This window comes from Sphingomonas sp. PvP055, assembly GCF_040546365.1.
GTDB classification, from domain to species: Bacteria; Pseudomonadota; Alphaproteobacteria; order Sphingomonadales; family Sphingomonadaceae; genus Sphingomonas; species Sphingomonas echinoides_A.
Window position 1 is genome coordinate 315,793 of sequence record NZ_JBEPNS010000001.1, and the last position, 23,854, is coordinate 339,646.

Annotated in this window: 25 protein-coding genes and 1 tRNA gene; 11 read left to right on the plus strand and 15 right to left on the minus strand. The window is 67.3% G+C overall.

Annotation, left to right across the window (positions count from 1 at the left end; translation table 11 throughout):
• Positions 1 to 38 precede the first annotated feature (38 nt).
• Genes msrB through ABIC16_RS01595 form a run of 4 tightly spaced genes read right to left on the minus strand, consistent with a single transcriptional unit; the run spans position 39 to position 3,325 of the window.
• The gene (gene msrB / locus ABIC16_RS01580; protein ID WP_277969809.1) at positions 39 to 455 is read right to left on the minus strand and encodes a peptide-methionine (R)-S-oxide reductase MsrB; all 417 of its coding nucleotides are present in this window, start codon (positions 453 to 455) and stop codon (positions 39 to 41) included.
• Between the two features lie 4 nt (positions 456 to 459).
• Positions 460 to 1,590: an NAD(P)/FAD-dependent oxidoreductase gene (locus ABIC16_RS01585; RefSeq protein ID WP_354289796.1), complete on the minus strand. Its 1,131-nt coding sequence runs from the start codon at positions 1,588 to 1,590 to the stop codon at positions 460 to 462.
• A complete protein-coding gene (locus ABIC16_RS01590; RefSeq protein ID WP_354289797.1) occupies positions 1,569 to 2,255 on the minus strand; it encodes a methyltransferase domain-containing protein in 687 nt (228 codons plus the stop codon). The genes ABIC16_RS01585 and ABIC16_RS01590 overlap by 22 nt, the downstream gene beginning before the upstream one ends.
• Entirely contained in the window at positions 2,252 to 3,325 is a 1,074-nt protein-coding gene (locus ABIC16_RS01595; protein WP_354289798.1) for a type III polyketide synthase, read from the minus strand. The genes ABIC16_RS01590 and ABIC16_RS01595 overlap by 4 nt, the downstream gene beginning before the upstream one ends.
• Before the next feature lie 181 nt (positions 3,326 to 3,506).
• Here ABIC16_RS01595 and ABIC16_RS01600 point away from each other — a divergent pair, with 181 nt between their 5' ends.
• Positions 3,507 to 4,217: a phosphatase PAP2 family protein gene (locus ABIC16_RS01600; protein ID WP_354289799.1), complete on the plus strand. Its 711-nt coding sequence runs from the start codon at positions 3,507 to 3,509 to the stop codon at positions 4,215 to 4,217.
• Positions 4,214 to 5,047, plus strand: a complete 834-nt coding sequence (locus ABIC16_RS01605; protein WP_354289800.1) for an inositol monophosphatase family protein — start codon at positions 4,214 to 4,216, stop codon at positions 5,045 to 5,047. Before ABIC16_RS01600 ends, ABIC16_RS01605 begins: the two co-directional genes overlap by 4 nt.
• Positions 5,048 to 5,076: 29 nt before the next feature.
• Here ABIC16_RS01605 and htpG read toward each other — a convergent pair whose 3' ends face one another.
• From htpG to ABIC16_RS01620, 3 genes are all read right to left on the minus strand, one after another.
• Positions 5,077 to 6,972 (minus strand): molecular chaperone HtpG, encoded by a 1,896-nt coding sequence (htpG, locus tag ABIC16_RS01610; RefSeq protein ID WP_354289801.1) that lies wholly within the window; start codon positions 6,970 to 6,972, stop codon positions 5,077 to 5,079.
• Positions 6,973 to 7,127: 155 nt separating this feature from the next.
• Positions 7,128 to 8,171, minus strand: coding sequence for a hypothetical protein (locus ABIC16_RS01615; protein WP_277969802.1), 1,044 nt, complete (start codon positions 8,169 to 8,171; stop codon positions 7,128 to 7,130).
• A 272-nt stretch (positions 8,172 to 8,443) separates the two neighbouring features.
• Positions 8,444 to 8,530 (minus strand) — tRNA-Leu (locus tag ABIC16_RS01620).
• 123 nt (positions 8,531 to 8,653) lie between these two features.
• On the opposite strand from ABIC16_RS01620, the gene ABIC16_RS01625 reads away from it, so the two are divergent.
• Positions 8,654 to 10,015 carry an MATE family efflux transporter gene (locus tag ABIC16_RS01625; protein ID WP_354289802.1) on the plus strand — a complete coding sequence of 454 codons (1,362 nt, stop codon included), beginning with the start codon at positions 8,654 to 8,656 and terminating at the stop codon, positions 10,013 to 10,015.
• Here the strand turns inward: ABIC16_RS01625 and ABIC16_RS01630 are convergent.
• Positions 9,987 to 10,718 carry an MJ0042-type zinc finger domain-containing protein gene (locus ABIC16_RS01630; protein ID WP_354289803.1) on the minus strand — a complete coding sequence of 244 codons (732 nt, stop codon included), beginning with the start codon at positions 10,716 to 10,718 and terminating at the stop codon, positions 9,987 to 9,989. The genes ABIC16_RS01625 and ABIC16_RS01630 overlap by 29 nt on opposite strands.
• Positions 10,719 to 10,970: 252 nt before the next feature.
• On the opposite strand from ABIC16_RS01630, the gene ftsE reads away from it, so the two are divergent.
• The 4 genes from ftsE to ABIC16_RS01650 are packed head-to-tail and all read left to right on the plus strand — an operon-like array spanning position 10,971 to position 13,814.
• The gene (gene ftsE / locus ABIC16_RS01635) at positions 10,971 to 11,678 is read left to right on the plus strand and encodes a cell division ATP-binding protein FtsE (protein WP_277969799.1); all 708 of its coding nucleotides are present in this window, start codon (positions 10,971 to 10,973) and stop codon (positions 11,676 to 11,678) included.
• On the plus strand, positions 11,675 to 12,568 hold the full coding sequence (locus ABIC16_RS01640) for a cell division protein FtsX (protein ID WP_354289804.1): 894 nt from the start codon (positions 11,675 to 11,677) through the stop codon (positions 12,566 to 12,568). Before ftsE ends, ABIC16_RS01640 begins: the two co-directional genes overlap by 4 nt.
• A complete protein-coding gene (locus ABIC16_RS01645) occupies positions 12,568 to 13,107 on the plus strand; it encodes a YdcF family protein (RefSeq protein ID WP_431358394.1) in 540 nt (179 codons plus the stop codon). The genes ABIC16_RS01640 and ABIC16_RS01645 overlap by 1 nt, the downstream gene beginning before the upstream one ends.
• Positions 13,104 to 13,814: a lysophospholipid acyltransferase family protein gene (locus ABIC16_RS01650; RefSeq protein ID WP_277969796.1), complete on the plus strand. Its 711-nt coding sequence runs from the start codon at positions 13,104 to 13,106 to the stop codon at positions 13,812 to 13,814. The genes ABIC16_RS01645 and ABIC16_RS01650 overlap by 4 nt, the downstream gene beginning before the upstream one ends.
• A gap of 199 nt (positions 13,815 to 14,013) precedes the next feature.
• Here ABIC16_RS01650 and ABIC16_RS01655 read toward each other — a convergent pair whose 3' ends face one another.
• Positions 14,014 to 14,922: a prephenate/arogenate dehydrogenase family protein gene (locus ABIC16_RS01655; protein ID WP_354292234.1), complete on the minus strand. Its 909-nt coding sequence runs from the start codon at positions 14,920 to 14,922 to the stop codon at positions 14,014 to 14,016.
• Positions 14,923 to 15,027: 105 nt separating this feature from the next.
• Between ABIC16_RS01655 and metX the strand changes: the two genes are divergently transcribed.
• Genes metX through ABIC16_RS01675 form a run of 4 tightly spaced genes read left to right on the plus strand, consistent with a single transcriptional unit; the run spans position 15,028 to position 17,633 of the window.
• Positions 15,028 to 16,143, plus strand: coding sequence for a homoserine O-acetyltransferase MetX (gene metX, locus ABIC16_RS01660; protein ID WP_354289805.1), 1,116 nt, complete (start codon positions 15,028 to 15,030; stop codon positions 16,141 to 16,143).
• Positions 16,140 to 16,577, plus strand: coding sequence for a GNAT family N-acetyltransferase (locus ABIC16_RS01665; RefSeq protein WP_354289806.1), 438 nt, complete (start codon positions 16,140 to 16,142; stop codon positions 16,575 to 16,577). The genes metX and ABIC16_RS01665 overlap by 4 nt, the downstream gene beginning before the upstream one ends.
• Positions 16,574 to 17,206 (plus strand): methionine biosynthesis protein MetW, encoded by a 633-nt coding sequence (gene metW / locus ABIC16_RS01670; protein ID WP_277969793.1) that lies wholly within the window; start codon positions 16,574 to 16,576, stop codon positions 17,204 to 17,206. The genes ABIC16_RS01665 and metW overlap by 4 nt, the downstream gene beginning before the upstream one ends.
• Before the next feature lie 28 nt (positions 17,207 to 17,234).
• The gene (locus tag ABIC16_RS01675) at positions 17,235 to 17,633 is read left to right on the plus strand and encodes a response regulator (RefSeq protein WP_354289807.1); all 399 of its coding nucleotides are present in this window, start codon (positions 17,235 to 17,237) and stop codon (positions 17,631 to 17,633) included.
• 3 nt (positions 17,634 to 17,636) lie between these two features.
• Here the strand turns inward: ABIC16_RS01675 and ABIC16_RS01680 are convergent, their stop codons facing one another.
• The 6 genes from ABIC16_RS01680 to ABIC16_RS01705 all read right to left on the minus strand — a co-directional run bounded on the left by ABIC16_RS01680 (position 17,637) and on the right by ABIC16_RS01705 (position 23,828).
• Positions 17,637 to 19,160, minus strand: coding sequence for a sensor histidine kinase (locus tag ABIC16_RS01680; protein ID WP_354289808.1), 1,524 nt, complete (start codon positions 19,158 to 19,160; stop codon positions 17,637 to 17,639).
• 32 nt (positions 19,161 to 19,192) lie between these two features.
• Positions 19,193 to 19,777 carry a single-stranded DNA-binding protein gene (gene ssb / locus ABIC16_RS01685; RefSeq protein ID WP_354289809.1) on the minus strand — a complete coding sequence of 195 codons (585 nt, stop codon included), beginning with the start codon at positions 19,775 to 19,777 and terminating at the stop codon, positions 19,193 to 19,195.
• A gap of 30 nt (positions 19,778 to 19,807) precedes the next feature.
• Entirely contained in the window at positions 19,808 to 21,673 is a 1,866-nt protein-coding gene (gene feoB / locus ABIC16_RS01690) for a ferrous iron transporter B (protein ID WP_502958275.1), read from the minus strand.
• An 11-nt stretch (positions 21,674 to 21,684) separates the two neighbouring features.
• Positions 21,685 to 21,957, minus strand: a complete 273-nt coding sequence (locus ABIC16_RS01695) for a FeoA family protein (protein WP_277969789.1) — start codon at positions 21,955 to 21,957, stop codon at positions 21,685 to 21,687.
• 237 nt (positions 21,958 to 22,194) lie between these two features.
• A complete protein-coding gene (locus ABIC16_RS01700) occupies positions 22,195 to 22,896 on the minus strand; it encodes a COQ9 family protein (RefSeq protein WP_354289810.1) in 702 nt (233 codons plus the stop codon).
• An 8-nt stretch (positions 22,897 to 22,904) separates the two neighbouring features.
• On the minus strand, positions 22,905 to 23,828 hold the full coding sequence (locus ABIC16_RS01705) for a DMT family transporter (RefSeq protein WP_354289811.1): 924 nt from the start codon (positions 23,826 to 23,828) through the stop codon (positions 22,905 to 22,907).
• Positions 23,829 to 23,854: the final 26 nt, after the last annotated feature.

Consider the following 23,854-nt stretch of genomic DNA (forward strand, 5'->3'; position numbering starts at 1 on the left):
GCCACGGGAGCCCTCGGTCCGTCGATCAGGCCCATCCCTCAGACACGCGCCTCGTCGCCGTTTCCGCGGGCGCGGAAGTCGAGGCTAAGCGAATTCATGCAATAGCGCAGCCCGGTCGGCGGCGGGCCATCGGGGAAGACGTGGCCGAGATGCCCGTCGCAGCGTGCGCACCGCGCTTCGGTGCGGGTCATGCCGTGGCTGACGTCGGTGTGGTTGGTGACGTTCTCGGGATCGATCGGTTGGGTGAAGCTCGGCCAGCCCGAGCCGGAATCATATTTGTCCGCCGAATCGAACAGCGGCAGCGCGCAGCCGCCGCAGCGATAGATTCCGTCCGCCTTGTTGTTATTGTACCGTCCGGAAAACGCCCGCTCGGTCCCGGCTTCGCGCAGCACGTGATACGCTTCGGGGCCGAGCTTCTTGCGCCACTCGGTTTCGGACAGGGTGATGTGCTCCATGGACTTAGTTTTCCTGCTGAGACGCTGCGTGGTCAAGGGTCGAATGGCCGATCCTGGTGGCACGTGCGATGATATCGATCAGTCCCGGTACGTGGCCGACCAGCGGAAGCAGGGCCGCGCCTAGTCGCGGCCGTTCCGCCACGTCGCGCACCAGTCCCGCCAGCCGGATCGGCCGGGCAGTCGCCGCCGCGAAATCGCGCTGGAAGCGCGGTGCCGCCGCTGCACCGCCCTCGATATAGGAACGGCCCGCACGGATGCCACTGGCGATCGCGATTCCCATTCCCTCGCCCGCAAGCGACGGGATCACGCCCGCTTGATCGCCAAGCCGGAATACGCCGCCCTCCGTCCGCTGCGCGCGCCAGCCATAGGGAACGTTGGCGATCGCATCGATCGGTTCGTGCCCTGAGCGGAACGCAAGCCGTTCGCCAAGCGGGGGGTGATCGCGCGCCAGCACGTCGAGCAGCGCGGCGGGGGATCCGGCGGCGAGCATCTTGGAGCGATGCACCGCCATGCAGACATTGGCGCTGCCGTCTTCCTGCAACACGATGCCGACATAGCCGCGATCGAACAGGTGCAATTCGATCGCATCGCCGATCAGGCGCGTGAGACCGGGTGCGGACGCGAGCCGGACGCGCAGCCCGAGTACCGGATCCGCCCCGCGCGCTTCGCTGGGGCGCGCGGACCCCCGCACGTCGTGCTTGCCGTTGGCGAGGAACAGCGCGTCCCCGACGAGCTCGGCACCGTCGTCGAGCGTCGCGGTGGTGCCCTCCACGGTGCGCACCGTGACCCCGCGCTCGACCGCTGCCCCCATCGCAACGGCCTGGCGGAGCAGCACGGCATCGAGCATCCGGCGCGATACGCCGTGGGCGGGGCGGGGCAACGGCGCCTCGGCAGTGCGGTTCCCGGCGAACACGCGTGTGCGCAGGATTCGCGCCGGGCCGAGTGCGTCCGGGGCGATCCCAAGCCGCCCCAGCGACTCGAGCGTTCGCCAGCTGAGGAAGCCGCCGCAGATCGCGTCGCCGGTTTCGCGGCTGCGTTCGATCAGCAGATGTGGCGTACGGGCACGGGCAAGCAGAATCGCGGCGCTTGCGCCTGCGGGGCCGCCGCCGACGATCAGCGCAGGTGTTCGACGCATAACCGGTACGGGAAAGCGCGGTAGACGCGTGCGGACACGCCTGCTTCCGCCAGGATGGGGGGCCATTCGTCGGGCCGATAGGAGCGCGCGACCGAGAGCGTGCCGTCATGCCGCACGATCGGATGCCACCGCGCAAGCGCCGCGAGGATCGGAAACCCCAGGTGTGCGACTGGGTGACGATGCAGGTCGTTGACCAGCCAACCGCGCGCGCTTTCGCGGTCCATGAAGCGGAGGAAGGCGACGAGCTGGTCGTGCGTCATGTGATGCGCGACGAGGCTGCTGACGACGAAGTCCCATCCTTCCCCGGCGTGATCGGCGTAATCCCCAGTGACATAGCGGATCGGCAGGTCGGCGGGGGTATGCGCGGTGGCCGCAAGTGCGCTGCGCGGGTTGAGGTCGACCCCGACGAGATCCGCTTCCAGCCCGCGTTGCTTGGCCCAGTGCGCGATGCGGCGGAGCATGTCGCCATCGCCGAACCCGACGTCGAGCAGCCGGAACCGAGTCATTCCCGTGGTCGCGCGGCGCAGGAAATCGAGCGTCGGTCGCGGCGCCATGGTGACGACGTTGACCTTCGCCAGATCCCCGACCACCGCCGCATAGATCTCGGCGGACAGATCGTCCGCGTCCATCAACTCTTCGGCGATGGCGCGCTGTTTCAGGGTCATTCCGCGCTCCGGAAGGCGAAGCCCTCCGCGGCAAGCCCCGGGCCGAACGCGAGCGCGACGCCATTGTCGATCTTCGGCCCGTCGAGCAACCGGGCGAGGACGAACATCAGCGTTGCCGAGGACATGTTGCCGACGTCCGCCAACACGCCGCGCGACGTGGCCAGCGCATCGTGCCGCAACGAAAGCGCGGTCTCCACCGCATCAAGGATCGATCGTCCGCCGGCATGGACCGCCCAGCCGTCGATCCCCTGCGGGTCCTGCCCCCCGGTCGCCGCCGCAGCGAACACCGGATCGGCAAGTCCGGCGGCGATCCGGCCGGGAACTTCGCCCGACAGATGCATCGCAAACCCTTGGTCGGTGATGTCCCAGCGGATCAGTTCGGCGGAATCGGGGAGTGTGGTGGCGAAGGGCGCTCCCAGCGCGAAACCGGCGGGTTCCGCAGAGACCAGCGCCGCCGCCGCCCCGTCCCCGAACTGGAGCATCGCGAGCAAGGGTTCGAGCGCCGGGCTATCCTGCAAGTGCAGCGTCGACAGTTCGACGCACACGACCAGCACGCGTGCGTCGGGTTCCGACCGGACGATATGGCGTGCGCTGCGCAACGCCGCGACGGCGGCGTAACAGCCCATGAACCCGACCAGCAGCCGTTCGACGCTCGGCGCGAGCCCCAGCCGCGCGGCGATGATCTGGTCGATCCCCGGGGCCACGAACCCGGTGCAGCTCGCGACGACCAGATGCGTGACCCCGTCCAGCGCGACCTTCTCGCCAAGCGCGGCGATCGCCGTCAACGCCAGCGCCGGCGCGGCTTCGGCGTAGAGTTTCATCCGCTCTGCGGTCCCCGGAAGGATGTCGCGGGCGTAAAAGCCCCCGACGTCGACCGGCGACCCGCCATCCGCGCCGACTGGCAGGATCGACCAGCGATGCTGGATCGCGGCGCGCGATGCCATGCGATCGAACACGCGCGCGCTGCGCGGATCGGGCAAGCGCGCGCGGGCCCAGGCGATGAAAGCCGCATGGATGTCGTGATCCGGAACGGCGGCGCCGATCGCGGTGATATGGGCGTTGATGGGCAATGCACGCTTTCAGACGGACGACCGGAGAAATCCGCTCGCCGTGCAGATACGTTATCCTGCGGCTTTGGATCCGGGAAGCCCGGAGCTTCGCGGAATGACGGAGCCTTACCCGGTCTTCCTCGTTTTCGCAGCCTGACGCCGCGCGTTTCCGTGCGGCACCGCAGGAGCGCGTGACCAGCCAATGACGATCCGTATCCTGCAAACGCTCCGCACCCGCCCAGATCGCGCCTTGCTGGCCGCATTTGGCGTGGTCGCCGCGTTGCTGCTGTTCGTCCTGCACATCGCGTCGGAAGTCGGCGCGGGCGATACCGATGCGTATGATTCGGCGATCCTGCGCGGCATCCGCGCGGCGGCAGAGCGGCCTGGGCCGGTGACGCATGCGGTTCGTCTCGCAATGCAGGATTTTACCGCGCTTGGGGACATGACGACGCTGACACTTGTCGTGATCCTGGTCGTCGGCGGATTGCTGATCGTCCGCAAGGTTGCGATGGCGGGGTTTCTGGTCGGCGCATCGGTGCTCGGCACTTTGTCGGTCGAGTTGCTGAAGGCGCTGGTCGATCGACCGCGCCCGAACGTGGTCGCGCATTGGGCGACCTTCTCGCACGCCAGTTTCCCGAGCGGGCATGCCGCGGATTCGGCGATCGTCTATCTCACGCTTGCCGCGCTGGTCGCGCGCAGTGTCGAGACCCGCGCGTTGCGCGTGTACATTCTGGCGGCGGCGATGCTGCTGACGCTGTTGATCGGGCTGTCGCGCCTGTATCTCGGGGTGCATTGGCCGACCGACGTGCTGGCGGGCTGGATCGTCGGTGCGGGCTGGGCGTTCCTTGCGGCGACGGCGGCATGGTGGCTACAGGCCCGTCACGCGCTCGAAGCGCCAGGAGCCGAACGATGACCGAAGCCGACCCCGTCGCCACGCTGATCCGGGATGTGGCGGAGCGGATCATCCTGCCGCGGTTCCGCAATCTCGGCGCGGACCAGATCGTCGAGAAGGCGCCGGGGGATCTGGTGACGATCGCCGACCGCGAAGCCGAGCAGGCGCTGTCGGAAGGTCTTCGTCGCATCGATGCTACCGCCGCGGTGATCGGCGAGGAAGCCGCGGCGGCGGACGCGTCGGTGCTCGACGCGGTCGGCGGTGCGCGGGTGTGGATCATCGACCCGATCGACGGGACCGAGCATTTCGCGGCGGGTCGCAGTCCGTTCGGCGTGATGGTCGCACTGGCGGAACATGGGCGAGTCGAGGCGGCGTGGATCTATGATCCGGTGCGCGGCCGGATGTGTCATGCGCGGCGGGGCGGCGGGACCTTGATCGACGGCGTTCCGGTCACGATCAGGAACCCGGAGAATACGAAGCCGATCGCCGCACTAGCAACCAAGTTCTTCCCCGCACCCCTGCGCGAGACGGTCGAAGCCCATGCCGCGACCGCCTTCGATCTGGTCCCGGTCCCGCGCTGTGCCGCCGAACAATATGCGACGCTGTGTCTCGGCGGGAACCAGGTCGGCTTCTTCCTGCGCACGCTGCCGTGGGATCATGCCGCCGGATCGTTGCTGCTAGAGGAAGCGGGCGGGTGCGTGCGGCGCTGGGACGGATCGGCCTACCGGCTAAACGACGGCAAGACCGGACTGCTGCTCGCGTGCGACGCAGCGACGTGGGACCTTGCCCACGCCACCCTGTTTGCCGAACCGAGCGGGCTCAACCCGAACGCACCCCCGCCGCTCGCCTGAGACGAGCGGGGGGCGGCGGGTTCAGCCGATCACCCGAGTGCGCGCGTGAGGACCCGCGCCAGCCGTGCCGCGAACGCACGCGGGTCGACCGGTTGCTCGCCGTCCGCGATCTGCGCTTCGTCGAACAGCAGGTGCGCGGCATCCGCGCGCAACGCATCCCCCTCGCCCAGCTCGGCGAGTTTGACGATCAGGTCGTGCTGCGGGTTGACCTCAAGCACTGGCTTGGCCTTGGGTGGCGCCTGCCCCGCACTTGCGAGCATCCGTTCGAGCTGACGGTCCATCCCGCTCTCTGTCGCGACCAGGCAGACAGCGCTTTCGGTCAACCGGTCCGATGCCCGCACATCCGAGACGTCGTCCGCCAGTGTCGTCTTCACGAACGCGAGGAAATCCGACACTTCGCCGCTCGCCTCAGTGGCGGGTGGGGTATTGCCCTCCAGCAACGGGATCAGCGCGAGGTCGGCGGACCCCTGCGTCACCGAGCGGAACGGTTTGCCCTGGTAATCGACGCCAGCGGTCACCCAGAAATTGTCGATCGGGTCGGACAGCAGCAACACCTCGACCCCGCGCGCGCGGAACCCCTCGAGCTGCGGCGCGGTCGCGATCCGGTCGAGATCGGTCCCGGTGACGTAATAGATCGCGGTCTGATTCTCCTTCAGCCCCGCGCTATACTCCTCGAGCGAGCGCCATCCGCCGTCGGACGTCGTCGTATGAAAGCGCGACAGGTCGAGCAGCGCCGCACGGCGCTCGAAATCTTCGTACAGCCCTTCCTTGAGCACCGGGCCGAACGTCTCCCAGATCTTGAGATACGCGTCCTTGTCCGCCGTCGCGCGCTTTTCGAGCTCGGACAGGACCCGCGCGGTCACGCCCTTCTTGATCGCGCCGAGCACCGGGCTCTGCTGGATCATCTCGCGCGACATGTTGAGCGGCACGTCCGAGGAATCGACCAGCCCGCGCACGAACCGCAGGTAGCGCGGGAGCAGTTCCGCCTCGTCGGTGATGAAGACGCGATTGACGTAGAGCTTGATCCGCCCGGCGCGATCGGGATCGAACAGGTCGAACGGCTTGGACGACGGCACGAACGCGAGCACCGAATATTCGTGGCGCCCTTCCGCACGGTAATGCAGCGTCAGTGCGGGATCATCGAACTGGCCCGACACGCTGCGGTAGAAATCGGTATAATCCGCTTCGCTGATCGCGGACTTGGGCTTGGTCCACAGCGCCGCGCCATCAGCGATCTCGACCGGCTCGGCATCGGGCTTTTCGCGCAGCGCAATCGGCACCGGGACATGCCCCGACTGTGCCTTGATCGTCCGTTCGACGGTGAAGCGGTCGGCATAGTCCTTCGCATCGTCGAGCAGGTGGAGCACGACGCGCGTCCCCCGCGCCGGTGCTTCGGCGAGATCGACCGGTGCGATCGTGTAGCTGCCGAGACCGTCCGACGACCACAGCGACGCTTCGTCGCTGCCGGCGCGGCGCGACACCACGTCGACGCTCTTCGCGACCATGAACGCCGAATAGAAGCCGACGCCGAACTGGCCGATCAGCTGCGTATCCTCAGCGCCTTGCGCGCCCGCGAGCTTGTCCATGAAGCTCTTGGTGCCCGACCGCGCGATCGTGCCGAGCGCATCGGTCATCTCGGCGGCGGTCATGCCGATGCCATTGTCCTCGATCGTCAGCCGCTGCGCGTCGGGATCGAGCGTCACGGTGATCTGCGGGCGGGGGTCGTCGCCGAGCAGCGTGGGATCGGCGATCCCTTCGTAGCGCAGCTTCTCGCACGCATCCGCCGCGTTGGAGATGAGTTCGCGCAGGAACACGTTCTTATCCGAATAGACCGAGTGCACCATCATGTGGAGCAGCTTGGCGACATCGGCCTCGAAGGCGTGCGTCTGCGGCGTGGCGGTGTCCGGAGCGGTGGTGGTCGTCATGGTTTGGTCGCAGCCCCTATGCGGTGAATGGTTGCGCCGGAGTTGGGTGGCGGCGGCGACGGGGTCAAGGGCTGGTGATGCTGACGGCGTGTTCGAACGCGGAGAGCGACAACCGCGCCGGTTGCCGCTCTCGTTGCTCTCGGGACTGGTTTCGATCAGCTGCTGGCGAGCATGGTCACGTCACTGCCGACAGGAATCAGATAATTGACCACTATGTTCGAGGGGTGGATCTCTTTGCCCGTCGCGTGGTCAAATTGCTGGTGGTTGGGGAAAACCTCCGTCGATGGTCGGGTGTATTTCGCGAAGACATCGTTCTCGGACGCTTGGATGATCGACGCGCTCATCGCGAGGTTGAAGGTGGAAAGCCCCGTGCCACCATTGGCATAATAGCTGTAACTGATCGTCGTGCTCCAGTTGGCCGGAACGTTCGCGACGATGAAGAAGCCGATCTGTCCGGTGGTCGGCACCGTCGTCAGCGGCAGATTCAGATAGGTGCCGTCCGGTAGCGGTGTCGCCGACGAGAAGGACACTTGCGACCCCACCGGCAGGCCGGTGCACGTCAACGCCAACTGGACGGTCGCCGCGGTGCTCGATGCGGGATAGGGCGTGGTGTTGGTGAACGTCGCGGAGTTGGTCGCCCATTGGACATTGTGCCAGCCCGCGCCCCCGGTGCTGCCGATCCAGGCGGCAAGCTGATCCATCGACGAAACCGCTGCTGGCGGCTGCTGGCTCGAGAACGGGAAGTCGGCGGTCGAGATGAACCCGACGAGGCAATAATGTTCCGAGGTGGTGGGCGGCGTCCAACGGAACGCATCGGTCGTGACGCCGATCGCATTGGGCGCCATCGATGCGATGGTGCTGACATTCGCGCCGGTGGACGTCGTGATCTGGTTGTTCATCCACTGCACTGGATACAGGAACAGCGATTGCGGGGCGTAGAAGAGCTGCGCCTCGCCGGTGGTAGCAGCCGTGCCGAGGTTCTTGCCGCGAAGGTAAATGTAATTGGGCGCGTTCTGCACCACCGGCTGGGTCGGGTCGGTGGCGTAGCTCGTCGTCGAACCGTAGGTCGCTTGCGGATTCGTTGTGGGTTGGGTGCCGACGCTGAACACGTCCGGCGATGCGGTCCAGCCTCCGGTCCGTGGCATCGCACCTTGGTCCTGCAGATTCTGCCGTACCAGAACGCCTGTATATTGAGCCATCTGTTCCTCCCCTGCGACCTCGACATACGGATTGATGTCGACCCCGGACGTTTATATTTGCCGAGTAGGGAAAGGTTGACCGAACACGTGTTGGGATCACAGCATGGTTTGCGCCATTCCAAAGGGAATGACTTGAAGAACTGTCGAACAGATGAAAGATTTACAGCAGGATATGCGGATTTATTAGCGCCCATCTGGACGCAATCGTCGCCTCTGCCGCAGCAGCATGTTGGACTCCCGCAGGGAGTAGATCCGATATCAGCGGGAAAAAATGGTGCGGCCGAGAAGACTCGAACTTCCACGGGCTTTCGCCCACAACGACCTCAACGTTGCGCGTCTACCAGTTCCGCCACGGCCGCACGTAACATCACCGGGCAAGCCCGGCAGCTGGTAGGCGAGCGCCCCTAGCAAGACTATTCGGGCGACGCAATGGCTGACCGCCAAGGCTATCGTTTTTTATGCGCTTCCCGTAGCAGCACGCCATGACATACGGGCGACCGGCTACCCTGGCGGAAACGCACCGAATCCTTGCGCTGGCGTGGCCGGTGATGCTCACCAGCCTCAACTGGACGATCCTCAACGTGACCGACGTGGTGGTGGTCGGGCTGACCGGGACCGACCAGGTCGCCGCCTTCGGGGCGAGTCGCGCGCTGACCTTCGTCACGATCGTCGCAGGGCTGGCGTGGCTGTCGGGAACGCTCGTCTTCACGTCGCGCGCGGATGGCGCGCGGGATCTGCCCGCCACGGGTGCGACGCTGCGCGAAGGGCTGGTGCTGGCCGCGATCCTCGGGTTGGTGGGGGCGCTCGGGTTCGGGCTGTTCGCCGCACCATTGCTGGGCGGCATCGGAGTCGCGCCCGCGCTGGTCGATCCGGCGGCGGCGGTCGTCCGGATGATGGCGCTGGCCTATCCCGCGCAGATGATCAGCATCGCGGCGAGCTTCTTCCTGGAAGGCGTCTCGCGCCCGCGTCGCGTCACCGTGGTCAATCTCGCCACGCTGCCGATCAACGCGCTGCTGGCGTGGATACTGGCGGACGGGCATTTTGGCGCGCCGGCGATGGGGGCGGTCGGCGCGGCGCTGGCGACGACGATCGCGTCGCTGCTGGGGGCGGCGGGAATGCTCGGCGTGGCGTGGACGACGCGCGATGCGCGCGCCCGCGGGGTGCGGGACGTGACGCTCGCCGCGTGGCGCGCGGCGGTGCCGGGGGCGCTACGGCTGGGGCGGTTCGGCGCGATCCCGGCGCTTGCGTCGGGGCTCGAACTGCTCGGCTTCTCGATCCTGATCGCCTTGTCGACCGATCTCGGGCCGGTGACCGCGCACGCCTTCCAGATCGTGTTTTCGCTCCACAACGTCACGTTCGGCGCGGCGGTCGGGCTGGCGTCCGCAGCGGGGGTTCGCGTCGGCAATGCGGTGGGGGAAGACGCCCCCGCCCAAGTGCGCCCGCGCACGCTGATCGCGGCGGGGCTGGCGGCGGCGATCACGGGCGCGCTGGCGGTGGTGACGCTGCTGCTGCGCGTGCCGGTGGTGGAGGCGTTTCCAGCGGCACCGGGGGTCCATGCGGCGGCGCTCGCGATGCTGCCGGTGTGGGTGCCGTTCATCCTGTTCGACGGGGTACAACTGGTGTTCGTCTATGCGCTCCGCTCATTGGGCGATCAGATCGTCGCGGGGGTGAACAGCATCATCGCGTTCTTCGTCGTTACCGGTGGCCTCGGCTGGCTGTTGGTGACGCACGGCGCGGGACCGCTCGGGCTGGTCTATGCCTCGGGGCTGGGGATGGTTGCGGCGACGGTCTTGCACGGCGCGCGGTTCGTCTGGGTCAGCGCGCGGATTCGCCCGAGAAGCTGAGCGACAGGAACTTCGCATTGACCGGCACGTCGAGCTTGGCGCTGTTGAACTCGACGCGACCCTTGGGCGGCAGCGACGTGGCCTCGGGGCGGATTACCCAGCTGAAGACGACCCGACGCTGCGAATCGAGCAAGTCGGCGCGGATGTCGGGGACGCGCTGGCGCGTGTCGGTCGGGTTGAGCACCGTCCCGCTGACCGCGAACACCTCGTTGCCGTTGTAATCATGCCGGTCGATCGGCTTATTGATCAACCGCAGTGGGGTTTCGGTCGATGTGTGGAACAGCGCCGCAGCGGTGCGGGGCGCGCCGCTGGTGATGATCGCGGCGGTCGCGCCGAGCATCGCCACGCCCGCGACGACTGCTGCGATCGTCCAGCGCCGCGCGGGGTTGCGGCGCGCGCGGAACGGCGGCTGATGCGCGAACGCGTCATAGTCGGTGTAGCTGCGGGTCGGCTCGACCGGTGTCGGGACGGCCGGGGAGACAGGGGCGGCGATTTCCGGCGCGGCGTCGCTTTCCCGGGGGGCAGCCGCTGTCGAGTCTTCCGGCGCCTCGTCTTCCACCGGTTGATCGAGCTCGAGCGCGGGAACGGGTTCCTGGAACCAGCTGTGCTTGCAATTGGCGCAGCGCACGTAGCGCCCTTCCGGCCCGACCGCGCTATCGGGGATCACATAGCGGGTGTCGCACTCGGTACATTCGAGGATCATCGGGGCAATTCAGACAGCAAGGGGTGCGGGGCAGGCAACGAGCGCGGACGGGGGGCGGCATATCGCACGATACGCGCGCCGCGGCGTCCACAAGGATAACGGAATCTACGCCGCCGACCGCCCCGGTGGCAAGAGCCCCGCGCGCGCCGGCGCGGAACCCCGCCGGCGCGGCACCTGCGTGCTTGTCGCGGCGGCGAAGATCGTGCGATGCAGGATGCGGGGCATGAACAAGTAGCGAGTAGCGCACGCCGCATGGCGAATATCGTTCAATTCGAGAATGTGGGGCTTCGCTACGACACGGGGCAGGAAACGCTGTGCGACCTCAGCTTTTCGCTGTCGCGCGGCGCGTTCTACTTCCTGACCGGTGCGTCGGGTGCGGGAAAGACGTCGCTGCTGCGGTTGCTGTACCTGTCGCAACGCCCGACCCGCGGCAGCATCCGGCTGTTCGGCGAGGATGCGGTGACGCTGCCGCGCGCGCGCCTGCCCGGCTTCCGGCGGCGGATCGGCGTGGTGTTCCAGGATTTCCGGCTCGTCCCGCATCTCTCCGCGTTCGACAATATCGCGCTCCCGCTGCGCGTGTCGGGGGTGCCCGAACGCGAGGTCGCGGACCCGGTGCGCGAGATGCTCGCCTGGGTCGGGCTGTCGGACAAGACCGATGCGCGACCCCCGACGCTGTCGGGCGGCGAGCAGCAGCGCGTCGCGATTGCGCGCGCGGTGATCGGGCGGCCCGAGATCCTCGTCGCGGACGAACCGACCGGCAACGTCGACCCCGACATGGCGGAACGGCTGCTCCATCTGTTCGATTCGCTCAACCGGCTGGGCACGACGGTGGTCGTCGCGACGCACGATTTCCACACGCTCAAGCGAATCCCGCACGCGCACATGATGCGGCTCGACAAGGGGCGGCTGGTCGATCCGACCGGATCGCTGCGCTTTCCGCCACCCGATACCGTGCAATGACCATGGGGATCATCGCATCGGCGGCGGATCGGCGGTTGCTCGACGACCGCCACGGCACGCGCGCGATGGCGTGGGTGATGGCGATCATGCTGTTTCTCACGGTGCTCGCCGCGGCGCTGGGGCTTGCCACGCTCGGGGTGGCCGCGGTGCTCGACCGCCAGCTTGCCGGCCGGCTGACGGTGCAGGTCGTCGCCCCCGCCGAAAGCGTCCGCACGCGCGAGGCCGCTGCCGCGCTGGCCGCGTTGAAACGGCTTCCCGAGGTCCGGCGCGCGGTGGCGGTCGATCCGGCGCATCTCGCCGAGATGCTTCGGCCATGGCTCGGCACCGACGGCGCGGACCCCGATCTGCCGATCCCCGCGATGATCGACGTCGACCTGACGCAAGCGAGCGCCGCGACGCTGGCGCGCGTCCAGGCGGTCGTGCGCGCGGCGGCGCCGAGTGCACGCGTCGACCGGCAGGAAAGCTGGCTGGGGCCGGTGCGCTCGGTGATGCGGATGCTGAGCGGGATGGCCGGTGGGCTGGTGCTGCTGATGGCGGGGGCAACCGCAGCGGTCGTGATCCTCGCGGCGCGCGCGGGGCTCGACACGCATAGCGACACGATCGCGGTGCTCCACATGCTGGGGTCGACCGACGTCCAGGTCGCGCGGCTGTTCCAGCGGCGGATCGGGCTCGATACGCTGCTCGGCGGACTCGTCGGGATGGCGGCGGCGATCGGCGTGGTGCTGCTGGTCGGGGTGCAGCTCGATGCGCTCGGGTCGGATCTGGTCACGGGATTGCAGCTCGGGGTGCGCGACTGGGTAATCCTCGGCTGCCTGCCGATCGCCTTTGCGATCCTGGCGACGCTGGCGGCGCGGCTGGCGGTGCTGGCGGCGCTGCGGCGGGTGTTGTGATGCTGCGGCTGATCGCCTTTCTCGCGCTGTTGTGGGGCGGCGGGTTCGCGCTGTTCCTCGCGACGATGCCCGGACCCGCGCCCACGGTGGGGGCGCCGACCGACGCGATCGTGGTGCTGACCGGATCGTCGGGGCGGATCACGCGCGGGCTGGCGCTGCTGCAGGACCATGCCGCCAAGCGCATGCTGATCAGCGGGGTCGCCCCGCAAGTCCGCCCGGGCGAGCTCGCGCATGAATATGACGTCAGCGCGCAGTTGTTCACCTGCTGCATCGATCTTGGGCACGAGGCGGTCGACACGCGCTCGAACGCGGACGAAACCGCGGACTGGGTGCGCGAACACGGCTATCGCTCGGTGCGGCTGGTGACGTCGGACTGGCACTTGCCGCGCGCGCGGCTGGAACTGGTCAACGCGCTGAACGGCGATGCGACCGTGCTTGGCGACGGCGTGCCGAGCAAGCCGCGCTATCCGATGCTGATCGCCGAATATAACAAATTGCTGTTGCGCCGCGTGGCGCTGCTGATTGGGGCGGCTACATGATCGCGATGCGCAACCTGTTGTTCAAGATCGTCTTCTACGCCGGATCGGTGCCGATCGTGCTGACCTCGGTGCTTTCCGCGCTGTTCGGCACGCGCGCGATGATCGCGCACACCCATTTCTGGACGCAATATCACGGCCTGACCACGCGGACCTTCCTGCGGATCTTCAAGCGGATCGAGGGCGAGCGATTCTATGACGGCCCGGTGCTGTACGCCGCCAAGCATCAGGCGATGTACGAGACGCTCGAGCTCGGGCGAATGCTGCGGCATCCCGCGATCGTGATGAAGCAGGAGCTCGCCGATATTCCGGTATGGGGCTGGGCGGCGAAACAATATGGCGTGATCGTGGTCGACCGCGAGGCATCGGCGGGCGCGTTGCGGCGCATGCTGCGCGAAGCGCGGGTGGCGCTGGCGGCGGGGCGCTCGATCCTGATCTTTCCGGAAGGCACGCGCGTCGCCCCGGGCGAACAGCCTGCGCTCAAGGCAGGGTTCGCCGGGCTGTATCAGATGCTCAAGATCCCGGTCGTGCCGATCGCGATCGACAGCGGTCTGGTGTGGCCGCGCCAGGGGCCGCATGTGCCGGGGACGGTGACGTACCGGTTCGGCACGCCGATCCCGCCGGGGCTGCCCCGCGAGGAAGCGGAAGCGCGCGTGCACGCGGCGATCAATGCGCTGGAGCGGGAGCCAGCTGGGGTGACCTCACTCTAGTTGCGTCATCCCCGCTAAGGCGGGACATTTGCATTAAAGGCAATCGGTGGTTTGATCGTCATCTGCGCCCCAAAAGCTGCCGTCATGCTGAACGTGTTTCAGCATCCACCGTGCAACAGGCATCGTCCGGACTCGCGGAGGGCTGGATGCTGAAACAAGTTCAGGATGACGGACGGTTTTTCAGCACCAACGAAGCGCGTTACTCGTGCGTCCGCCCGAAATCGGGGGCCGGATCGTCCTGCCCCTGCTCGATGATTCCACGACGCACCGCGCGGGTCTTGGTGAAGAGGTCGAACAGCTCGTCCCCCTTCCCCCAGCGGATCGCACGCTGAAGCGCGGTCAGATCCTCCGAGAAGCGCTGGAGCATGTCGAGCACCGCCTCGCGGTTCGCGAGGAACACGTCGCGCCACATCGTCGGGTCGGACGCCGCGATCCGCGTGAAATCGCGGAAACCGCCCGCCGAATATTTGATCACCTCGGACTGGGTGACTTCCTCCATGTCGGATGCGGTGCCGACGATCGTATAGGCGATCAGATGCGGCAAATGGCTGGTGATCGCGAGCACGCGGTCGTGATGCTCCGGCGCCATCATCTCGATCTCCGCGCCAAGCCGCCGCCAGAATTCGGCAACGCGCTCGACCGCGAGCGGATCGGTCCCCTCGGGCGGGGTGATGATGCACCAGCGTTTGTGGAACAGCGTCGCAAACCCCGCCTCGGGCCCGCTGCGCTCGGTGCCCGCCACCGGGTGCGCGGGAACGACCGTGGCGCCGGGGAGCGCCTCCCCCAGCGCGCGGACGACCTCCGCCTTGCAGCTCCCGACATCGCTGACGATCGCTTCCGCGGGCAGATCGGCCGCGAACTCGGCGGCGGCAGCCCCCATCGCACCGACGGGCACGCACAGGATGACCAGATCCGCGTCGATCACCGCCGCGCCGCTGCTGTCCGCGACGTCGTCGAACAAGGCGATCCGGTCGGCGATCGCGCGGACCTCGGGGTCGGCGTCATAGCCGGTCAGCCGTACCGTGGGCATGGTCGCGCGAACCGCGCGGGCTATCGACGATCCGATCAAACCGATGCCGATGATGGTGACGCGGGCGAAGGGCAACATGGCACGCGACATGGCGGATCGATTCGGCGAAGGCAAGCATCCCCCCCATCGTCCAACCGCAGCATCGCTTGTACCCGGCGCGTCCCGCGCTTATCCGCTACCGCCATGGACGACACGCGCTTTGGGCTTGCCCGCCACGTCACGTTGCCGGGGCCGCTGCGGCTCGACGGGGGCGCGCTGCTGTCGCCGGTCGAGATCGCCTATGAGACCTATGGCACGCTCAATGCCGATCGCTCGAACGCGATCCTGATCTGCCATGCGCTGACCGGCGACCAGCACGTCGCCTCGCGGCATCCGGTGACGGGCAAGCCGGGCTGGTGGGAACGCATGGTCGGCCCGGGCAAGCCGATCGATCCGGCACGGCATTTCATCATCTGCTCGAACGTGCTGGGAAGCTGCATGGGGTCGTCGGGCCCCGCGACGGTCAACCCCGCAACGGGGGCGCCGTGGGGGATGAGCTTCCCCGTCATCACGATCCGCGACATAGTGCGAGCGCAGGCGATGCTGCTCGATCACCTCGGGATCGAGACGCTCGCGGCGGTCGTCGGCGGGTCGATGGGCGGGATGCAGACGCTGAGCTGGCCCGCGACTTTCCCGGACCGGGTGCGTGCGGTCGTCATCATCGCCTCCACCGCACGCCACACCGCACAGAACATCGCGTTCCACGAAGTGGGGCGACAAGCGGTGATGGCCGACCCGAAATGGCGCGGCGGGGCGTATTACGAAGAGGCCGATCCGCCCTCGGCTGGGCTCGCGGTCGCGCGGATGGCGGCGCATATCACCTATCTGTCCGAGGCCGGGCTCACCGCCAAGTTCGGGCGGCGGTTGCAGGCGCGCGACGCGAAAAGCTTCGGGTTCGACGCCGATTTCCAGATCGAAAGCTATCTGCGCCACCAAGGGATCAGCTTTGTCGACCGGTTCGACGCCAATTCCTATCTCTACATCACCCGCGCGATGGATTATTTCGATCTGGCGGAAGAACATGGCGGCCACCTCGCCAACGCCTTCCGCGCGACCAAGGCGCGCTTCTGCCTCGTCAGTTTCGATACCGACTGGCTGTATCCGACCGCGGAATCGCGCGCGATCGTCCACGCGCTCAACGCGGCGGGCGCGCCGGTGAGTTTCGTCGAACTGTCGAGCCCGTTCGGACATGACGCATTCCTGCTGGAGGCGCCCGAGTTGAACCGCGTCGTCGATGGTTTCCTGAGGGCTGGCGCATGACCGATATCATCCTGTCCGACGATCGCAGCCTGTTGCAGATCGACCGCATCCACGGCTGGCTCGCATCGAGCTATTGGTCGCCCGGCATCGCCCGCGATCTCGTCGAGCGCGCAATTGCAGGGTCGCATCCGCTTGGCGCGTATCGCGGCGACGTACAGGTCGGGTTCGCGCGGATGATCACCGACGGTGCGACCTTCGCCTGGCTTGCCGACGTGTGGGTCGATGAGGCCGGACGCGGCCAGGGCCTCGGGCGCCGGATGGTGGCGTGGTTCCTCGACCGTCCCGATTACGCCGCGCTGCGCCGGATCGGGCTGGCCACCAGGGATGCGCACGGGGTGTATGAGACGCTCGGCTTCCATTCGCTGATCCGCGCCGACCGCTACATGGAACGGCTTTCGCCCGAGGCCGCAGCATTCGCGCGGGCGCCGCAGTGATGCTCCGCCCCGATCTTGCGATCATCGCCGACCGGATCGAACCCGGCGCGCGCGTGCTCGACGTCGGCTGTGGCGACGGCGCGCTGATGGCCGCGTTGCGCGACACCAAGCAGGTCGACGCGCGCGGGCTCGAACTCGACGCGGGCAATGTCGCGGCGGCGGTGTCGCGCGGTCTGTCGGTGATCCAGGGCGATGCCGACATCGACCTGAAGGAATATCCCGACGCCAGTTTCGACTATGCGATCCTCAGCCAGACCTTGCAGACCGCGCATCGCCCGGATGTCGTGCTCGACCATCTGTTGCGGATCGGCCGGCGGGCGTTCGTGTCCTTCCCCAACTTCGCGCACTGGCGCGTGCGCCTGTCGCTGTTGTGGGGCGGGCGGATGCCGGTGACGCGGTTGTTGCCCGAACAATGGTTCGACACGCCCAACATCCATCATGTCACGATCGACGATTTCCGCGGGTTCGTGAAGGCGCGGGATATCGCGGTCGAGGGTGCCTGGTTCCTCTCCGGGGACAAGCAAACGACCTCTGCCGCGGCCAATTTCCGCGCGGAACATGCTGTATTTCTACTGAGTTCTAACGAATCTGCGGAACCAAAGCTTTCTCCGCGGGGTTCGCAACATTAACTTACATCATCCAGATCGTGTTCTTGTTATGTCTATCCCGACTGCCTTGATCGTAGAAGACGAGATCTTCGTCGCGCTGGACCTCGAACGGATCCTGACCGACGCCGGTTATGCAGTCAAAGCGATCGCGGCGGACAAGCTTGGCGCGCTGGATGCTGCGGAGAATTGCAACTTCGCGCTCGTCGACATCAACCTGCGCGATGGCGCCACCGGACCCGAACTCGCGCAGACGCTGTCGGAGCAATATGGGTTGAAGGTGGTGTTCGTCACCGCCAACCCAAGCCAGATCTCGCACTCCACCGGGGCGCTCGGCTATGTCCGCAAGCCCTTCAGCGAATCCGCCATCCTGTGCGCGGCAGCGGCGGCAACCACCGGCGAAACCCTCAACCAGGAAGCGCTGAGCGGCGATTTCGTCCTACTCGCCTGAGCCTCACCCGCGGCTGAGTGCAGCCCGTCCGACGGTCAGCACCACCTGCAACCCGTCTTCCGCCCAATGGTGGACGACAGTGCCCCCCAATTGCCGCGTCGCGCTGAGATCGATCAGCTGCGCGCCGAAACCGGCGGTCTCGGGCCGCGACACGTCGGGCCCCCCATGTTCGCGCCAGGTCAGGACGATCTGGTCGCCGTCGACGGCGCTGATGACCGTGACATGCCCGGTGTCCTTCGACAGCGCGCCATATTTGACCGCGTTGGTGGCGAGTTCGTGGAACAGCAGCGCCAGCGGCGTTGCCGAGCGGTCATCGATCGCGACGTCGGCCCCGGAAATCCGGACGCGGGCCGTATCGACGGTCTGATACGGTTGGAACAGCGCGTCGAGCAATCCGTGCAGGCTGTTCTGCCGCGCCTCGGGTCGTGAGCGCGCGCTGTGCGGCCGCACGAAATCATGCGCGCGGCCAAGCGCGGTGACGCGCTGGCGCAGATCGTCCGCAATCGGCCGGAAATCCGGGTTCGCACGCGCGGCGAACGAGATCAGCCCGGAAATCACCGCAAAGATGTTCTTGATCCGGTGGCTGAGCTCCTGCGCGATGACCTCGCGCTCTTCGCTCGCCAGCTTCTGTTCGTGGATATCGGTGCACGTGCCGATCCACCGCATGATCGCGCCCTCGGCATCGACCATCGGCAACGCACGGCCCAGCGTCCAGCGATAGGTACCGTCGCGATGCCGCAGTCGATACTCGATCTGATACGGCTCCCCGGTGGCAAGCGAGTGCCGCCATTGCTCCCACGCCCGCGCCTGATCCTCGGGATGGAAGATGTCGTTCCAGGCGTCGCCATCGGTCGATCCCGGGAACATGCCGGTGAATTCGTACCAGCGTGCGTTGTAGTAATCGTGGAACCCGTCGGGCCGCGTCGACCACACCATTTGCGGCATGCTGTCCGCCAGCGTCCGGAACCGGCCCTCGCTGTCGGCGATCGTCGCGCGGGCGATCGCGCTCGTCCGGCTGTCGCTCAATCGGTTGAGCACGTCGGCGGCAAGCACCTTGAGGCCCTGGCGCTGGAAATCGGTCAGGTCGGCGCGCGGCGTGCGATCGATGATGCACAGCGATCCGAGCGGAATGCCGCCATCGCTGATGAGCGGCATGCCCGCGTAGAAGCGGATCCCCAGATCCCCCGTCACCAGCGGATTGTCGCTGAAGCGCGGGTCCAGCGTCGCGTCCGGCACGATCATGATGTCGGTCCCGAACATCGCGTGCGCGCAAAACGACGTTTCGCGCGGGGTCTCGCTTGCGTCGAGGCCAGTGCGCGACAGGAACGTCTGGCGGCTCGCCTCGACGATGCTGACCAGCGCGATCGGTGCATCGCACAGGATCGCCGCGAAGTCGGTGATCTTCTTGAGCGCGCTATCGTCGCGCAGCGTTTCGATGCGGTGCTCGGCGATCGCGATCGCGCGAATTCCCTCATCGACGCGCCAACCGTGGCCGATCGGCGCGTCCGTGGAGAGGTCGTTAATCATGTAGGACTGCAACGCAGCGCAACCGGTTCGGTTCAGAACGGAACGTCGTCGTCGAGATCATCCGCGAAGCCGCCCCGCGCCGCGCCGCCGCCGCTCGCCGGTGCACCACGGCTCGCGCCGCCACGGTTCCCGCCGCCGCCGCCGCCGCCGCCACCGTAGCCGCCACCGCCGCCCGAACCGCCACCGAAGTCGTCGCCACCGCCGAAGTCGTCACGACCACCGCCGCCGCCGCCGCCACCGCCGGCACCACCGCCCGAACCGGGCGCGCCGTCGAGCATCGTCAGCACGCCGTTGAAGCCCTGCAGCACGATCTCGGTCGAATAGCGGTCCTGGCCCTGCGCGTCCTGCCACTTGCGGGTCTTGAGTGCGCCTTCGATATAGACCTTCGAGCCCTTGCGCAGATAGCGTTCGGCAACCCCGCCGAGCGCTTCGTTGAAGATCGCGACCGAATGCCATTCGGTCTGTTCCTTGCGCTCGCCGCTGTTCTTGTCCTTCCAGGTTTCCGACGTCGCGATGCGCAGGTTGACGACCTTGCCGCCGTTCTGGAAGCTCTTGCTTTCGGGATCACGGCCGAGATTGCCGACGATGATCACCTTGTTGACGCTGCCGCCCGCCATAATCTTGAAGTCCCGCTGCTGTGGGGCCCGCTAGAGCCCAAGTCCGATTGCGGCCCAGTAGACCGCGCCTGCAGCGATGTACGCGAGCGCGAACAAATAGCCAACCATGAAGGCGGGCCACTTCCAGCCGTTGGTCTCGCGCCGGGTGACGGCGATCGTGGAAATGCACTGCGGCGCGAACACGAACCACATCAGAAACGCGAGCGCGGTCGGCAGGCTCCACCGCGCGTGGAGCGTCTGCGCCATCTTGGCTTCGTCCTGATCGCTTGCCGAATCGATCGCATAGACCGTGCCGAGCGCCGCCACCGCGACCTCGCGTGCGGCCATCGCCGGGATCAGCGCGAGCACGATGTCGCGGTTGAAGCCGATCGGCCGGAAGGCGGGTTCGATAGCATTGGCGATGCGGCCCGCGACCGAATAATTGACCGGCGAAACCGGGCTGCCCTCGGGCGGCTTGGGGAAACTCAGCAACGCCCACAGCACGATCGTCGTGAACGCGATCGTCGTGCCCGCGCGCTTGAGGAACGCCTCCGCCCGGCTCCACAGCCCGATCGCCAGATCGCGCAGCCGCGGCATCTGGTATTTGGGCATTTCCATCATGAAGCCCGAGGATTCGCCCTTGGTCACCGTCCGCCGCAGCACCAGCGCCACCACGAACGCACCGAGCACGCCCATGATGTACAGGCCCAGCATCACCAGCCCCTGCAACCCAACGAACGGCAGGACCTTGATGTTGGGGATCAGCGCGCCGATCACCAGCGTATAGACCGGCAGCCGCGCGGAACAGGTCATCAGCGGCGCGACGAGGATCGTGGTCAGCCGGTCCTTCTCGTCCTCGATCGTCCGCGTCGACATGATGCCCGGCACCGCGCAGGCGAAGCTCGACAGCAGGGGAATGAACGCACGCCCCGACAGGCCGACGCTCGCCATCACCCGGTCCATCAGGAAGGCGGCGCGGACCATGTAGCCGCTCGCCTCGAGCACCAGGATGAAGAAGAACATGATGAGGATCTGCGGCAGGAACTTCACCACCGCGCCGACGCCCGCGATCATCCCGTCGGTGATCAGCGAGCGCAGCACCGAATCGGGCATCACGTCCTTGACCAGTCCGGAAAGCCAGTCGAATCCCGCCGCGATCGCCTCCGCCGGCGCGGCGCCCGCGAAGAACACCGCCTGGAACATCGCGAACAGGATGACGAACAGCAGCACCAGCCCGAACACCGGATGAAGCGCGACCGAATCGAACGCATGGCCCCAGCGGCGCGCGGGCGCCTCCGCCACGGTCGCCGCGGTCGCGATCTTGCGCGCGCGGCGTTGCAGCGTGACGATGTCCTCGCCGATCGCATGGTTGCTCGGGCGCAGCCGGATCGCGGCATCCGCATCGACGATCCCGCCGAGCAGCGTCTTCAATTCCTCGAGCCCGCGCCGCCGCACCGCAACGGTGGGCACGACGGGCACACCCAATTCGTCCGACAGCTTCTTGGGATCGAGCGTCAGCCCGTCACGCTCGGCCAGATCGAACATGTTGAGCGCGACCACCACGGGCAGACCAAGCGCGATCAGTTGGAGCGTAAAGCGGAGATGGTTGTCGAGGTTGGACGCATCGACCACCACGACCAGCGCATCGGGCAGCCGCTCGCCGGTTTGCGTACCGGTGACGACGTCGCGCGTGACGCGCTCGTCGGGGCTGGAGGGATCGAGGCTGTAGGCGCCGGGAAGATCGACCAGATCGACCACCCGGCCATCGGGCAGGGCGAGTCGCCCCGAATGCCGTTCCACCGTGACGCCGGGATAATTGCCGACTTTCTGGCGCGCGCCAGTCAGCGCGTTGAACAGCGCACTCTTGCCGGCATTGGGATTGCCGACCAGCGCCACGAGCGGCGTGGCGGTCGTCACTGGAGGGTCACTTAGTGCGTGACGGGCGAAACGAAGATCGCACCTGCGACCGCGCGGCGCAGCGCGACGGTCATCCGGCCGATCCGGCACGCGATCGGGCCGCGGCCGAGGCTGGCGCGGTGGAGCACTTCGATCCCCACGCCCTCATCGAAACCGAGTTCGCGGAGACGACGCGCTTCCGGCGTCGAGAGATGCGCCCAGTCGATCGCGGCGACCGTCGCGACTTGCCGATGCGGCAGGGATTCGAGGCTGAGCGGGAGCTTGACGGGGTGCGACATGTCCATGATGCGACTGATTATCAATAACGACCGGGAAGCGCCAGCACTAAATGCGATCCGTTCGCAGTCCGTCGCATTTGCAATGCGGGATGGTTTGGCATGCTGGCACGACGCGTCCCAACAGCTGCCGTCATGCTGAACGTGTTTCAGCATCCACCGTGCAACACCGGCGGTCCGGAGTCGCGGCGGGCTGGCTCCTGAAACGCGTTCAGGATAATCGACGGCAGACGGCGTCCCCAAAAATCACACCGCCGGATAGCGCAACCGCCCCACGAACCGCGACAGGCTAGGCCGCAATTCGGACTGGCCGACCATCCGGTTCTTGATCCGCTCGAACCGCATGATCCCCCAGATCCGCCGCGCGAGGAACGCGCGCGTATCGGCATGGCCCTCGCTGGCGTCGTCGAGGAAGACGGTGACCGTCGCGGCATAGACGCCCGACAACAGCGTCCGCTTGGTATAATGGTTATAGTCGGTCGCGGTGTCGCCCGCCGCGCGCCAGATGACGTCGGCAGCATGCCAGCCGAGCTTGACCCCGCGCACCGCATTCTGCGGCAGCGCCAGGATCGCCAGCGCGCGGCGGAGCGCCTCGCGATTGGGCGCGACGATGTCGAGCCGTGCCTCGACCAGCGCGGGAATGCGATCGCGCACCTTCATCGTCATCAGACGGTCCTGCGGTAGGCGCGCGAGCATCTCGGCGTCGACCTGCGCGAACCACGCTGCGATCATGTCGACCGCGCCTCCAGGAAACGCCAGCCGCGCGACGTCGCGATCGACCCCCGCCTGGTCCGCCGCCATGTCGCGCGCGGCGTCACCCCAGCCGTCGAACCCGGCATTGTCCGCAATCGACGGCGCGAGCGCCGCGCGGATTTCGTCGAGCGTCGCGTCGGCAAGACGGTTGACGGGGGTGGTGACGGGAACGGGGAGCGGGATCGGATCGGCCATGCCCCTATCTAGTCGCGTGCGCGACGGCTTACCAGCACCAGCGCGACCGCGACGAGCGATGCCCCGAACAGATCGGGCAAGCCCAGTTTCTCGCCATAGACGGTCCAGCCGATCGTCGCGCCGACCACCGGCTGGACCAGCAAGGCGAGCCCGACCACCAGCGGCGGCAGCTTGCCGAGCGCGAAGATCATCAGCCCCTGCCCGATCACCTGGCTTACCAGCGCCAGCCCGACCAGCGGGCCCCAGTGCGTCGGCCACATCGTCTCACCAAGCAGCAGCGCGAAGAGCAGCAACGGCAGGATGCTGGCGAGCGTCGACAAGGCGAGCGCGGGAACCGGCGGCAGCGTCGCGCGCGCGCGCGCCATCAGGATGAAATAGCCGGTGTAGAGCACGCCTGCGAGCAGGCACAGCATGTCGCCCGCCAGGTTGCGCGGATCGAGCTGATACGACCGCCCCATCAGCAACGCCGCGCCGACCGTCGCCAGCAGCAGCGCAATCCCCTGGATCCGCGTCGGCCAGCTGCGCGCCGCGAGGAAGCCGTAGATCGGGAACATCAGGATCGCGCAATTGCCGAACAGCGTGGCGTTGGCGAGCGTGGTGCGCAGGATGCCAAGGTGCCAGCTCGCCAGATCCGCCGCGAAACACACGCCGCCAACCGCGATCATCGCCCACAACACCCCAGACAGCCCACCGGCACCGGTATTCCGCGAGGGGCGCCACCCGGTCGCGAGCGCGGCCCCCGCCAGCAGCGGCGCCGCGAGCGCAATCCGCCAGAATGCCGAGGATACCGGCCCGACATCCGCCAGCCGGACGAACCACGGCCCGAAGGCGAGCGCGGCGTTCGCCAGGATGACCGCGGCGATCGCGAGCGGGGTCGGCTCGACCGGGTTTTTGGGCGAGACAGTTTTTCTTTCGGAGGAGCGCGGATGCATGCGGCCGTGTAGCTTCCTATCTGTGC

Bases quoted from the DNA above. Each gene is read 5' to 3' on its own strand.
- ABIC16_RS01615 (WP_277969802.1), bottom strand. From the start codon at position 8,171: ATGGCTCAATATACAGGCGTTCTGGTACGGCAGAATCTGCAGGACCAA.
- ABIC16_RS01590 (WP_354289797.1), bottom strand. From the start codon at position 2,255: ATGACCCTGAAACAGCGCGCCATCGCCGAAGAGTTGATGGACGCGGAC.
- ABIC16_RS01630 (WP_354289803.1), bottom strand. From the start codon at position 10,718: ATGATCCTCGAATGTACCGAGTGCGACACCCGCTATGTGATCCCCGAT.
- ssb (WP_354289809.1), bottom strand. From the start codon at position 19,777: ATGGCGGGCGGCAGCGTCAACAAGGTGATCATCGTCGGCAATCTCGGC.
- ABIC16_RS01675 (WP_354289807.1), top strand. From the start codon at position 17,235: ATGTCTATCCCGACTGCCTTGATCGTAGAAGACGAGATCTTCGTCGCG.
- ABIC16_RS01655 (WP_354292234.1), bottom strand. From the start codon at position 14,922: ATGTTGCCCTTCGCCCGCGTCACCATCATCGGCATCGGTTTGATCGGA.
- ftsE (WP_277969799.1), top strand. From the start codon at position 10,971: ATGGCGAATATCGTTCAATTCGAGAATGTGGGGCTTCGCTACGACACG.
- ABIC16_RS01645 (WP_431358394.1), top strand. From the start codon at position 12,568: ATGCTGCGGCTGATCGCCTTTCTCGCGCTGTTGTGGGGCGGCGGGTTC.
- msrB (WP_277969809.1), bottom strand. From the start codon at position 455: ATGGAGCACATCACCCTGTCCGAAACCGAGTGGCGCAAGAAGCTCGGC.
- ABIC16_RS01585 (WP_354289796.1), bottom strand. From the start codon at position 1,590: ATGCGTCGAACACCTGCGCTGATCGTCGGCGGCGGCCCCGCAGGCGCA.
- ABIC16_RS01705 (WP_354289811.1), bottom strand. From the start codon at position 23,828: ATGCATCCGCGCTCCTCCGAAAGAAAAACTGTCTCGCCCAAAAACCCG.
- metX (WP_354289805.1), top strand. From the start codon at position 15,028: ATGGACGACACGCGCTTTGGGCTTGCCCGCCACGTCACGTTGCCGGGG.
- ABIC16_RS01665 (WP_354289806.1), top strand. From the start codon at position 16,140: ATGACCGATATCATCCTGTCCGACGATCGCAGCCTGTTGCAGATCGAC.
- ABIC16_RS01650 (WP_277969796.1), top strand. From the start codon at position 13,104: ATGATCGCGATGCGCAACCTGTTGTTCAAGATCGTCTTCTACGCCGGA.
- ABIC16_RS01605 (WP_354289800.1), top strand. From the start codon at position 4,214: ATGACCGAAGCCGACCCCGTCGCCACGCTGATCCGGGATGTGGCGGAG.
- ABIC16_RS01600 (WP_354289799.1), top strand. From the start codon at position 3,507: ATGACGATCCGTATCCTGCAAACGCTCCGCACCCGCCCAGATCGCGCC.
- ABIC16_RS01695 (WP_277969789.1), bottom strand. From the start codon at position 21,957: ATGGACATGTCGCACCCCGTCAAGCTCCCGCTCAGCCTCGAATCCCTG.
- htpG (WP_354289801.1), bottom strand. From the start codon at position 6,972: ATGACGACCACCACCGCTCCGGACACCGCCACGCCGCAGACGCACGCC.
- ABIC16_RS01625 (WP_354289802.1), top strand. From the start codon at position 8,654: ATGACATACGGGCGACCGGCTACCCTGGCGGAAACGCACCGAATCCTT.
- ABIC16_RS01700 (WP_354289810.1), bottom strand. From the start codon at position 22,896: ATGGCCGATCCGATCCCGCTCCCCGTTCCCGTCACCACCCCCGTCAAC.
- ABIC16_RS01640 (WP_354289804.1), top strand. From the start codon at position 11,675: ATGACCATGGGGATCATCGCATCGGCGGCGGATCGGCGGTTGCTCGAC.
- ABIC16_RS01680 (WP_354289808.1), bottom strand. From the start codon at position 19,160: ATGATTAACGACCTCTCCACGGACGCGCCGATCGGCCACGGTTGGCGC.